Origin of the sequence: Aquirhabdus parva, assembly GCF_003351745.1 — a bacterium.
GTDB classification, from domain to species: domain Bacteria; phylum Pseudomonadota; class Gammaproteobacteria; order Pseudomonadales; family Moraxellaceae; genus Aquirhabdus; species Aquirhabdus parva.
The window spans coordinates 638,243-650,886 of record NZ_CP031222.1 but is presented as its reverse complement, the minus strand read 5'-3'; the positions used below and the strand labels follow the sequence as shown (position 1 = coordinate 650,886).

The 12,644-nt window shown below is 48.0% G+C and carries 9 protein-coding genes and 1 other RNA gene; 7 read left to right on the top strand and 3 right to left on the bottom strand.

Annotation, left to right across the window (positions count from 1 at the left end):
- The first annotated feature begins 17 nt into the window (after positions 1 to 17).
- From HYN46_RS02915 to HYN46_RS02890, 6 genes are all read left to right on the top strand, one after another.
- Entirely contained in the window at positions 18 to 1,610 is a 1,593-nt protein-coding gene (locus HYN46_RS02915) for a gamma-glutamyltransferase family protein (protein WP_210009323.1), read from the top strand.
- Positions 1,611 to 1,894: 284 nt separating this feature from the next.
- Positions 1,895 to 2,902 carry a BMP family protein gene (locus tag HYN46_RS02910; protein WP_114900549.1) on the top strand — a complete coding sequence of 336 codons (1,008 nt, stop codon included), beginning with the start codon at positions 1,895 to 1,897 and terminating at the stop codon, positions 2,900 to 2,902.
- A 5-nt stretch (positions 2,903 to 2,907) separates the two neighbouring features.
- Positions 2,908 to 4,488 (top strand): ABC transporter ATP-binding protein, encoded by a 1,581-nt coding sequence (locus tag HYN46_RS02905; protein ID WP_114900548.1) that lies wholly within the window; start codon positions 2,908 to 2,910, stop codon positions 4,486 to 4,488.
- Positions 4,485 to 5,567: an ABC transporter permease gene (locus HYN46_RS02900; RefSeq protein WP_114898026.1), complete on the top strand. Its 1,083-nt coding sequence runs from the start codon at positions 4,485 to 4,487 to the stop codon at positions 5,565 to 5,567. Before HYN46_RS02905 ends, HYN46_RS02900 begins: the two co-directional genes overlap by 4 nt.
- Complete coding sequence (locus HYN46_RS02895) at positions 5,564 to 6,487, top strand: ABC transporter permease (RefSeq protein ID WP_210009321.1); 924 nt, start codon at positions 5,564 to 5,566, stop codon at positions 6,485 to 6,487. The genes HYN46_RS02900 and HYN46_RS02895 overlap by 4 nt, the downstream gene beginning before the upstream one ends.
- A gap of 80 nt (positions 6,488 to 6,567) precedes the next feature.
- Complete coding sequence (locus HYN46_RS02890) at positions 6,568 to 7,245, top strand: TetR/AcrR family transcriptional regulator (protein WP_114898025.1); 678 nt, start codon at positions 6,568 to 6,570, stop codon at positions 7,243 to 7,245.
- Between the two features lie 278 nt (positions 7,246 to 7,523).
- On the opposite strand, the gene HYN46_RS02885 is transcribed toward HYN46_RS02890, so the two are convergent.
- From HYN46_RS02885 to ssrA, 3 genes are all read right to left on the bottom strand, one after another.
- Complete coding sequence (locus HYN46_RS02885; protein ID WP_114898024.1) at positions 7,524 to 8,420, bottom strand: alpha/beta hydrolase; 897 nt, start codon at positions 8,418 to 8,420, stop codon at positions 7,524 to 7,526.
- A gap of 378 nt (positions 8,421 to 8,798) precedes the next feature.
- Positions 8,799 to 9,209 carry a helix-turn-helix transcriptional regulator gene (locus HYN46_RS02880; RefSeq protein ID WP_114898023.1) on the bottom strand — a complete coding sequence of 137 codons (411 nt, stop codon included), beginning with the start codon at positions 9,207 to 9,209 and terminating at the stop codon, positions 8,799 to 8,801.
- A 1,284-nt stretch (positions 9,210 to 10,493) separates the two neighbouring features.
- Positions 10,494 to 10,846: a transfer-messenger RNA gene (ssrA, locus tag HYN46_RS02875) on the bottom strand.
- Between the two features lie 90 nt (positions 10,847 to 10,936).
- On the opposite strand from ssrA, the gene glpK reads away from it, so the two are divergent.
- Positions 10,937 to 12,418, top strand: coding sequence for a glycerol kinase GlpK (gene glpK, locus HYN46_RS02870; RefSeq protein WP_114898022.1), 1,482 nt, complete (start codon positions 10,937 to 10,939; stop codon positions 12,416 to 12,418).
- The last annotated feature ends 226 nt before the right edge of the window (positions 12,419 to 12,644 follow it).

Sequence of the window (12,644 nt, the reverse complement as noted above, 5' to 3'; positions counted from 1 at the left end):
ATTTGGAGCTCTCAGGAATGAGCCTATATAGCAGTCAACTTGCGACATCAACGAAAGCGATGGTCACCAGTCCACATACATTGGCAAGCGCTGCAGGCCTTGAAGTACTCAAAGCAGGTGGCAATGCGATTGAAGCCGCAATCGCTGTTGCTACAGCACTCAGCGTGACCTATCCCCACTTTAATGGTTTAGGTGGCGATGCGTTTTGGGTCATTAGTGACCAGTCCGGTGCAGTTCAAACCATATCAGGGATTGGACAAGCCGCAGTGCAATTGCCTGATTTCTCTGGGGCGATTCCCCAACGCGGTGCCAGATCAGCTTTAACCACAGCCGCAGCTGTCGATAGCTGGGATCAGGCCTATCAAATCAGCAAGACGCAGTGGCGCGGCCAGCAATCATGGCCGTCACTTTTTAATCGTGCCATTGAGTATGCGTCGGTGGGTTTTCCCGTAACTGAGTCTCAGCATTTCTGGCAGAGACTGCGGGGCAACGTATTACGTGATTTATCCGGTTTTTCAGAAACTTTTGCACCAGGCGGCGGTCTATTAAGCATAGGCGAGCACTTTGCTCAGCCTCAATTAGCGAGAAGTCTTGAGTGCATTGCTCAATATGGAGCCCGGGAATTTTATGAAGGCGACCTTGCAGCGGATATTGCATCGGGACTAGAGCAAGCAGGCTCCCCCATCAGATTGGCTGATCTGGTCCATACCCACGCTCGAGTCGAGTCCCCCTTACGTGTTGCTTATCGTGATGGAGAGCTCGTGAGTTTGCGCCCACCCACGCAAGGGGTCACTACACTACAGATCATGGGCATTTTGGACCGATTCGACATGAGTACCATTGCCGAAGGCAGTGCCGACTACTACCACTTGCTTGTGGAAGCGGTGAAATGTGCGTTTCGTGATCGAGACCGTCTGGTCTGTGACCCTGACTATAAATCAGTGCCGATTGATCACATGCTGTCTTCTGCCGTTCTTGATGCCCATGCACAATCTATTCACTTACAGCATGCACGCGCTTGGCCAGAAGTGTTTAAACATGGCGACACTGCTTTTATTGGGGTCTGCGATCAAGAAGGCCGCTGTGTCAGCTTACTGCAAACCATTTATTTTGACTGGGGGAGCGGCATCGTTGCTGGAGATACAGGAATTCTTTGGCACAATCGCGGCGCATCATTTAGCACCGACCCTCTGCATCATAATGCCCTGCAATCTGGTAAACGACCATTTCATACATTAAATCCGGGCATGTATCTCAAAGAAGGTCGCCCGCATCTGCTGTTTGGGACACAAGGTGCGGATGGCCAGCCACAAACACTAGCTGCAATCCTGACCCGACTCATTGATTATCAGATGGATCCTTATACCGCGCTCGCTCGTCCACGTTTTTTGCTGGGCAAGACCTTCTCTGACACCCGAGATGCACTCAAGCTAGAAGAAGATGCTGGCCGTAGCGTATTTGCTGAGTTGACTGCACGCGGCCATGAAGTCAGTGCGATCCCGGCACAAAGCCAACTCGCAGGCCATCCGGGTGTCATTCGGATTGACGCAGACCATACACTGACAGGTGCACACGACCCACGCAGCAACGGCCTGGCGATTGGCTTATGAGACCGACTTCCTCACTGATGATGCGCACATGCACAGCCGCGGTGCATTCACCTCTCAATCTGGTGCATTTAGCGCTGCAGATTCACGAACAATACGTTTATGCATGCCAAAATCACTCCACTGCTACACGTCATACAGCGGTATCGGCCTTAAGAATAAATCTGAAAACTGAATTTAATCAGCAGTTAAAAACCACGCTGCCACGCTCTCTGTCGACTTGGCATCCAATTTGCTTTTTAAGTAATGAAACACTTACTTACTTAAATGATTATCGGGGAATCAACATGTCACATTTAGAAAAAACAGTTTCAAACATCGTACATCCTGCTGCTCATATCTCATGGCGGTTGGCCACTGCAACACTCTTGGTAATGTCCTCCATGTCTGCAATGGCCGCCCCACAGATGCAAGTCGGCGTCCTGCTGCCCGGCTCTAAAGCAGATGGCGGCTGGATGGAGTCGGGTTACAGCGGTGTGACCACGGCACAGAAAGCCTTTGGTCCGCAGCTTAAAACGCAATTGATCGAAAACATCAACTATGCCGATATGGAGCAGGCTCTCACCAATCTGGCGATTAAGAATCAATTGGTCATCGGCATTGGTGGGCAAACACAAGCGGCTATTCTGAAAGTCGCCAAACGTTTCCCACAGGTGAAATTTTCTATCGTCGGCGGTAATCAGATCCCCAATATGCCCAGTAATGTCGCGGGATATGATGTAAAACAAGCGCAAATAGCATTTGTTGCAGGCGCCGCAGCAGCAATGCTGACCAAAACCGGCAAAATCAGTTATGTCGGTGGTATGGAGATTCCTTCTATCGTCAATGCCGGCAAAGAATTTGCCAATGGTGCGCACTATATCAATCCGAAGATTGAGGAAATGAGTACCTTTACAGGTGATTTTGATAACGTCTCGAAAGCACACGAAGCAACCCTTGCCGCAATCTCACAAGGCGCTGACATTCATTACCATATTCTGAATCTAGGTCTAAAAGGTTTAGAGCAAGCGGCAAAAGAAAAAAACACCCACATTATTGGTAGCTACACAGACCGCTGCGGCACCAATCCACTCTATCTGGCCTACACCATCACTGGTGTCGGCTATCAAGTGCAATATGCGATTGAACAATTGTCTAAAGGCACATGGCAGCCGGGCTATAAGGCATTTGGTTTAGCCATGGGTCCAAAAGCTTCAGGAATGAAAATCTGTAAATCGACGCCTGATATGGATAAAAAGATCACTCAGATCGAACAGGATATCTTGAGCGGTAAGATCAAAGTCTCAGAGGGGTAATGGTGATGCTGTCCTCGGATACAACGTCCTCGCCCCTGCAAGCAGAACCGGTGCTTGCCTTGCGATCGATCAATAAGTTTTTCGGTTCATTCCAAGCGCTGAATGACCTCTCTTTAGAGATTCACGCAGGTGAGATCCATTGCTTGCTGGGTGAGAACGGTGCAGGAAAATCGACCTTATGCAATGTCATCTTTGGTGTGATCTCTGCCGATGGCGGAGACATGACACTGAATGGGGCACCTTACCTCCCGAGTAACCCTAAGGATGCGCTCAATCGTGGTGTGGCGATGGTGCACCAGCACTTTTCCTTGGTCGAAAATACCACCGTACTGGATAACTTGCTGCTGGGACAGGTGCGTGGCTGGCTGGATCGTAAAAAACACGCCCAGCGAATCGCAGACCTGTTAGTCGATCTGGGTTTTGAGCTGGATCTTTTTGCACAAGTGGCCGAACTCTCCGTAGGACAGCGGCAACGCGTAGAAATCGTCAAATGTCTGATCCGTAATCCACAGCTGTTGATTTTGGATGAACCAACCGCTGTACTTCTGCCTGCTGAAATTGAAGCACTGCTTGAAATCTGCAAGCGGGTAGCCGAGCGAGGCTGTGCCGTGATTTTGGTGACGCACAAACTCGCAGAAATTCGTGCCATTGCAGCTCGGGCAACGGTATTACGCGGTGGGCGGATCGTCGCGCGCTCTGAAAACCCCGCGCAAGATTTAAAGCAATTAGTCAGAGCCATGATCCAATCCGATGACGATTCTGCATTGCAAACACCAACGGCATTACTACCCCATGCGATGCCTTTGCCTGTCGCCACACCCAATAGCCGACCACTCAGCGACGAAATACTGCAAGTGAATGGTCTGAGCTACCAAGATGCGCAAGGCATTACACGACTGGATAATTGCACCTTCATTGTCAACACAGGTGAAATCGTCGCGATTGCTGGCGTAGAAGGCAATGGACAAAGTGAGCTGGCCGCCATACTCGCGGGCATGCTGCCCACCAGTTCAGGACGTTTTTATGTCAATGGTCGTGACATGACCACTGCTCAACCCAAAGAGATCACAAAAGCGGGTATCGGTATCGTGCCCGAGGATCGACACGCAACAGGTTGCATAACAGCCATGAGCGTCACTGAAAATATCCTCCTCAACCACTTGGATCAATATAGTCGCTATGGTTTCTTGCAGCGCAATAAGATGCGTCAAGACGCGCTGAAGCTCATGAAACAATTCGATGTTCGCGCATCCAGTCCCGATCTCGCATTTGGCCGACTCTCGGGGGGCAATCAGCAAAAAGCCGTATTAGCCAGAGAGCTGACACTGGATTCGTTGGTCTTTTTGCTGGCGGCCAATCCAACGCGTGGTCTTGATGTCGGTGCAGTAGGTGCAGTCTATAGCCACTTGAAAACAGCACGAAATCAGGGCGTGGGTGTGTTGCTCATTTCATCAGAACTAGAAGAAATTCTGTCTCATGCCGACAGGATCATTGTCTTTTATCGCGGTCGAATCATGGGCTCCTGTGCTACACAGCAGGCGGATCGTCAGCAAATCGGGGCTTGGATGGCAGGACAAACACTATGAATACCGCTTATTACTCGCTATGGCTACAGAGCAGCCAACTCCGCACTGCAATCATCTTGACCAGTGCAGTTCTATTTTCAGTGCTCTGCGCACTGGCACTTATCGCAACCGCAGGAGTTCCGATTACAACTGCGTTGACTGCTTTTGCCGAGGGTGCATGGGGCTCTCCGTATGTGATCGGCGCCTCCATCAATCGCAGTTTGGTCTTTGCACTGGTGGGGATGGGATTTATCTTGGCAGACCGTGCCAACCTGACCAATGTCGGTGCTGAGGGTCAAATTGCGGTCGGCGGGATTGTCGCCACCGCAGTCAGTCTATACAGTGGCTGTGCACACTTACCTGATGGACTGTCATATGGTATTCCCATGCTTGCAGCAACGCTCGCCGGCGCGCTGTGGGGATCAATCGCTGGCGTGCTCAAGGCAAAAGTAGGCACGAACGAAGTCATCAGCACCCTCTTACTGTCGTTCATTGCTGTCTGGGTACTCTATGGATGCGTGCAGTCTGAAGCCTTACTCAAACAACCCATGACAGATGGTGCAGCACTCCCCGAATCCCTACCGATCCCTGACAGTACGCAGATTCCGAATATCTTCATCAGCAGTGGATTCGGTCTGCACTTGGGTCTCATCATCACCATTATTCTGGCGCTGATCCTCCTTGTAACCATGAAATACAGCCGCTTTGGTCTTAGGCTCTCCGCGGTCGGTTTAAACCCGCAAGCGGCAAAACGCGCGGGAATGCAGGTTGCATCCACCATCATCATTGCACTGGCAATCTCCGGGGCCTTTGGTGGATTAGCCGGTGCGCTGATGCTGCAAGGCGATCAGCAATCTCTGAAAGCTGGATTCTCTTCGGGTTATGGCTTTGACGGTATGGTCGTTGGCTTATTGGCACGCGGTTCAATCAGCGGTGTATTCATTGCGGCGCTGCTATTCGGCTTCTTGCGATCTGGTGGTATCAATATGGAAATGGTTGCTCAAGTGCCTTCTGCCATTGTGCTCGTGGTGCAAGGCGTCATCATTCTGACGCTCGCAGGCACCTCAATCTGGCTCAGTGGTTCGGGAGCAAAGAAATGATGACTTATGAACTTGCAGCCATCTTTTTAGGCTCAGCTTTACGCTTGGCGGCACCATTACTGTTAGCGGCTACAGGAGAACTGGTCAGCCAGAAATCAGGCGTCCTCAACACCAGCGTGGAAGGCATGATGCTCACGGGCGCATTTCTCAGTGCCTACGGATCATGGCTCACGGGCAGTCCAACACTGGGCTTACTGATTGCGATGATTGGCATCATTCCTCTATCGCTCTTACAGGCATTTTTAAGCATCACGCTGCGCTCCAACCAACTTGTCACTGGGATTGGTATAAATATCCTCGCATTGGGCGGCACTACCCTTGCCTATCGTGAGATCTTTGGCGCACGCTCCAACATGATCGTTCCCGGTCTAGATAAATGGACCCCGTTTGGTCTGGGTCATGGCACGCTGATTGGCGATACCATATTCAATCAGGTTTGGCTGGTGTATTTAGGTCTGGTCATTCTGATCCTGACAGGAATTATCTTGCGCTATACCACGCTCGGCATTGCAATCAATGCAGTGGGTACTGCGCCACGCGCTGTCGATCAGTCTGGACTATCTGTCGCGAAGATACGTTATGGCGCTGTACTCTTTTCCGGCATCATGTCTGCTGCTGCGGGCAGCCTGATCTCGATTGGCGATATCCATACTTTTACGGAAGGAATGACCAACGGCATCGGCTTTTTGGTGATTGCAGCGATTATCTTTGGTAACTGGAAAATTGGTCGGACCACCCTCGCCTGTTTGCTGTTCGGCGCGGCGAGTTCATTGCAATTTCAGTTACCATTGCTCAATATTCACGTCCCTACAGCACTGTTGATCGTACTGCCTTATTTACTGGCGCTCTTGGCTGTCGCGGGGTTAATTGGACGTCAGACCGCACCTACGGCACTCACGCAACCTTATCAACGCAGCTAAGAGCACGCGCATAGGAAATAGCCTTTAAATATGCCAAAATTAATTTTAGATTTTCATTCAATGATCATAGGTAGCCTGCAATGAACAAACAATATACCTCCGCTGATGTAGCCGAGGTGGATGGTGGCAAACTACCCAATAGAAATGCACAAGTAACCCGTGATCGCATCCTGCAAACCGCTGTGCGCGAGTTTGCTGAAAAAGGATATAGCGGTGTACGGGTCGAAGCGATTGCGCGTATTGCGGATATCAATATTCGTATGATCTATCATTATTTTGTGAGTAAAGAGCAGCTTTATATCGAAGTCTTGGAATATGTCCTGAGTGAGCTGCGCGATGATGAGTTTAAGCTCAATCTAGACGTGCACAATATTGATCCCGTATTAGGCATCCTTAAACTCTATGACTTTACCGAAGCCCATTTTGCACGCAATAAAGACCTGCAAAGTCTCCTGCAATCTGAGAATCTGAACAAGGCGATCTATCTCAAACAGTCCAAGCGGATTCAAGAGATGTCCTTTCCGATCCTCGATATTCTGGGTCAGCTCATCAAACGTGGGGAAGAGAATCATACGATCCGACCCAACATCAATCCGCTGCACTTGTATACAACGCTGGTGAGCTTAAGCGTTTTTCATAAATCCAATGCTTATACCCTATCGTATATGTTTGATACTGACTTACTAGCGCCCGAGTGGCAACAAGCGCATAAGACGCAAGCGCATGAGATGATCAAGGCTTACTTGCAAACCAAGTGAAGGTTTTAGCGCTGATATAAATCTCATCATGCAGACAAAAGAAGACCCGCGCCAAGCGGGTTTTCTTTTGTCGATGTGAACATCCATTTTCTTGAAGTTGACGTTATTTACAGTTCAACAAGTCAGACATCAATAACTGTATACAAAATATACACTTATAGCATCATCAATTATTTCAATAGTTCCACGTGTTCCACTCAATTTTATCCACACCCTTACCCGCAGGCTATGTGGGTAACTTCCACAGATTTTTGGTGGGACTCCCGACTCGTTCTTATTTAAAAGTGCTTCACCCATTTCCCAAAACGTTTGATTGCCTGATTGGACTCTGGAATGAATGGCGCAAACAAAGGCCACGCGTGCCATAGACCCCGCCCCACCTCAAAGGTAACATTCACCCCAGCCTTACGCGCCGTCTCAACAAAGCTTCGACTGTCGTCTTCGAATATTTCGGTGTCGGATACCTGTACATAGGTCGGCGGTAAATCTGTCGGATCACCCAGCAAAGGCGACATGAGAGGATCAGTGCGCGCATGCGTTCCCGCATAGTGTCTGGCAAATCCGTGCTCTGCATAATAGGAACTGACCAAAATGTCCCGCCCGTCATTACGCTTGTAACTCTCTCCCGCCATACGAATATCAAGCCAAGGCGATAGCAAATACAACTGATCAGGTAAGCGTAAACCACGCTCGCGGGCGAGATAACACAGCGCAAGGCTTAATCCACCGCCTGCGGATTCTCCGCCTAGAATGATAGTCTTATCGTTTTGCTTCTTGATAAAGGCTTCCCAGACTTCCGCGACATCATGCAACCCTGCGGGAAAAGGATGCTCTGGTGCCAAGCGATAATCTGGCACCCAGACTTCGCATTGCAGTTCTATTGCGAGCCGCGCAGTAAATGCCCGATGGGTCTCTGGACTACCCGAGAGATAACCGCCACCGTGGATATACATCATCGCCCTTGAGCTTTTGGTCGTTGACCAATCGCGAATAATCTCTACGGGAACCTGACCAATATGGGTTTGAATGACCTTGATCCCTTTGGGCACGGGCATGTGCTTCATCCCTTGGGCAAGGCTTTTTCGGGACGTTAAAGGATGGTGATCACGGGTTTTGCTTTTTTTAAATTTGAGATCAAGGAAATGGCGCGCTAATCGTGCTTGTACACTGAGCATCAGGAGTTCTCTACGGATGAATCGTTTTACTATAATCGACTCACCCTGAGCGATAACATGGCGGAATTGACCATGAGGCTCTCACACTTTGACCACTCAATCACGATCAGGAGGATTGATCGTTAAAATTTAAAAAGAATAACTGCATACAAAATAGTCACTTAATTACAAATCAACGATCTCAATAGTTCCACGCGTTCCACTCATTTTTATCCACACCCTTACCCGCAGGGTTTGGGGGTAACTTTTCTAGAGATGTCCAAAGACTTAAGTACTGAACCGCTCATAGGTTTCTCTTATTTGATGGGAAAAAGAACAAACAAAAGAAAATCCGCACTAGGCGGATTTTCTTTTTTAAATACAAATAAATAGTAGTTCTCAGATTAATTCAAATGATAGTGAAAGTTGCAAGTACCTTTCTAGCTCCATCAATTCTCGCCTTAATCTTGGCTTGAGTTGCTTACCACCTATACTTAGTAGCCGTCCTGCATGACTGACTGCATTGCTAACCTGAATAAACTGTAAGTATTTAAGTTCGAACTGTCGCCTTAGCAAAGCATTCAAATTACTAGCGTGAAAATTAAAGCATTGCTCGCGAGCACGCTTTTTGGACTCCAGCCAATTATCAATTTCAGCGGCATCATAAAATACCCGCGCCTGTCGAGTAGTCCCCATTTTTATTGCTCTGGGAAACGATGGATCGCGAAGTGAAATACTACGTATGCCGTTGGGAGTGGTATCTAGTTTAGTACATAAAGTAGATAGGCTAAGTAAAACAGAAGTGGTCATTTCGACCTCCTTTTTAAAAAGACTTAAGGAGGACGATCAAAAACTGGAACATTACTAACTAGAGCAATTGATAAAGTCATACAGCCTCAAACGATATCAAAAAGCTTTTTCATCGCAATACAAACAAATTGTTACATTTAATTATTCACTAGTGAATAACAAAAGGGAACATGTAGGTATACCTACTAAACCTCTGGTTTAACGAGCTAAATTCTACTAAAGTAAAAAATACCTCATAGGTATAAATCGGTTAAACAACTTTAACTTTAGTTAACACCTACGTTAAAGGGATTTAACTTTTGAACCAGTGGTTCAATCTGTGTATTATCGCAATTGCGATATTAGGTATTCCTAATGACGCAAAAGCCTGTCTTACATCTCTAGTTGGTTTTCCTTACTTTTGATGGTCCTTTGGCGAGGAGCAGGTTTTAGTAAATTCACCCGTTTGAAGTCTCTACACTTCAAACGGGTTATTACTATCTGTAATGCTGAAAACTCATACAGATACGTAACAGCGACTTTTATACCATGATTCATATATGAACGGCAGTAGTAAAAGCATTCATGAAAATTGGCATTCAATAAAAAAATTCTTAGAAATTAAAGCAAAGCTTCATCAGGTCAGTTATATCTTACTCAAACGTTAGATATTAAAGTATTTAATAACAAGTACTTCCAGATAATTATTTTAATTTTATCTCCCTACAGCAATCGCAAATTGCTGACAGATTTTTGACCAATGAGCCCTAGATTTCTTTCACCAATAATTGTATCAAGTTGTTGCGTAGTAGAAAAACAAACAAAATGTGTAAAACACCCCTTGGAATGGCTCTATTTTGCGATATAAGCAAACTTATACTTAAATCTATAGCAAGCGCTAACTTTAATTAGCAGTTGCTAAATTAGGCGAAATTGCTTGAATCTTGAATAATACAATGTAGAATGCCGTCCGCGAAAAATAGCACTTAGATAGAACCTTTTAATGCTATGGAAAAAAACCAAGTAAGGAAAGTTATGCTCAAGCTTCCGCGCAGTTAGCATCTATAGCTAAATTGATATCCGTCTTACAATCACACCAATTGGACTCTCTTCGCACAGTCTCTGTTAAAACCCGCAAACTATAATAGTAGTCAAAAGCACTAGTCTGTAGGATGGAATAGTGGTTTAAGTGTAGAGAAGGGAATAATGAGTTGGAAGATTTCATAGAGACAAAAGAAAACCCGCACTAGGCGGGTTTTCTTTTGATGATACAAATGCATGTGTGAACATGCGGTTTCATTGAATTGGTGGAGATGGCGGGAGTTGAACCCGCGTCCGCCAGCACTACGCTCGTGAGTCTACATGTTTAGTACTTGTCATTTAGTTTAACAATAACCGACCCGACAGACAGGGGTGTTACCGCGATTCCCTAGAGTTGACACACTGATACGGGACATCCCAGTGTGCGGTTCTGTGTGCATGCGCTCGCGGCTATCGACCACAGACATTCAATAGCGGCGATTCTCAGCCCTTAGGCTGCGAGTGCGTAGGTTTCGTCGTTTGCGACTATTAAAATGCAAAATTGATTTACGAGAGATAATGCGCTCTCGACATGCATCGAAGAGTTTCACAACCAGCGTCGAAGCCAGAACATCCCCAATAGCCCGCTACTATAGCAGAAGTTAACGCTTTTTGTTAGGCTGCCATGTAAGCGCTCGTTAAAAACATAAGCCTCAAGGATGACCCGCATGACCTACCTCCTCGCCCTCGATCAGGGAACAACCTCAAGCCGCGCTATCGTTTTTAATGATCAGGGCAATGTCATGGCATCCGCGCAACGTGAGATTACACTCAGCACTCCCCATGCCGGCTGGGTGGAACAAAACGCACTAGAGCTCTGGCAAACCCAGATCGGCGTTGCACAGCAAGCCATCGTCAAGGCAGGGTTACTTGCCCAAGATATCGCCGCCATCGGCCTGACCAATCAGCGCGAAACCACGATCATCTGGAATAAGAAAACCGGACAGCCCATCGCACCCGCCATCGTCTGGCAAGACCGACGCACAGCAGAATGGTGTGAGAGTCTACGCCTCGCGGGACATGAACCACTGGTGCAACAAAAAACAGGATTACGACTTGACCCTTACTTTAGCGCTGGAAAACTGGTCTGGTTGCTTGATCATATTCCCAAAGCCCGCGAACAGGCTCAGCGCGGGGAACTGGCGTTTGGAACCGTGGACTCTTGGCTACTTTGGAACCTGACACGCGGTGCGCGTCATGTGATCGACATGAGTAATGCCTCACGCACCCTGCTCATGAATTTACATACTCGGCAATGGGATGACGAACTGCTAGAACTGTTTAATATCCCCCGCGCTCTGCTCCCCGAGATTGTACCTTCGGGTGGACTGATTGGTGAGACGGCAGATGGATTACTCGGACGACGTATCCCGCTGACAGCCGCACTCGGTGACCAACAAGCGGCGCTGTTTGGTCAAAGCTGCTTTAAGCAAGGCATGGCTAAAAATACCTATGGCACGGGCTGCTTTATGCTGATGAATACCGGTCCTCAAGTCCAGATCAGCCAAAATCAACTCCTCTCCACGCTGGCATGGCAAACCCCAGATCAAACCACCCACTACGCCTTGGAAGGCAGTGTATTTATGGCTGGCGCAATCGTTCAGTGGCTACGTGATGGGCTAAACATCATCCGCGATAGCAGTGATGTGGAGAAACTCGCAAGCCAAGTCCCCGATTGTGATGGCGTGGTTCTGGTGCCGGCATTTACTGGGCTTGGAGCACCCTACTGGGATAGCGAAGCCCGTGGGATGATCACCGGCATGACCCGTGGCACCAATCGTTTTCATATCGCACGCGCAGCCCTTGAAGCGATTGCCTTTCAGGTCGCAGACGTCCTTACCGCCATGCAGCATGACGCGCACGGCCCACTTACCGAGCTGCGTGTGGATGGTGGAGCAAGCGGCAATGACATGCTGATGCAGTTCCAAGCCGACTTATTGGGTGTTCCTGTGCTCCGTCCTGTGGTGCGAGAAACCACCGCTCTCGGCGCAGCTCTGATGGCAGGTCTGGGCGCAGGAATTTTTAAATCTGTCGATGAGTTATCTGGACTTTGGCAGCTTGAACGACGCTTCGAACCATCGATGGATTCAGTCACGCGCGCCAGTCATTTGGAGCGTTGGCATCGTGCTGTAGCTCGCGCAAGAAGCTAGATATTCCGCCTGCGTTATTGCATTTTTCGGCTGCTGTCAAGCAAAGCCGAATGCACAAACCTGCAACAATTCCTTTTAATTTATATTTTTCATCATCCTAGGTGGACTAATTTTTCATTCTCATGTCATAAAACTGTCATGAGATTTGACAAACTTTGAAACACTAAATACCATTTAATTGTAACAAATGATGTATTTCTGGATTGCACAACGACGATCCTCTAGG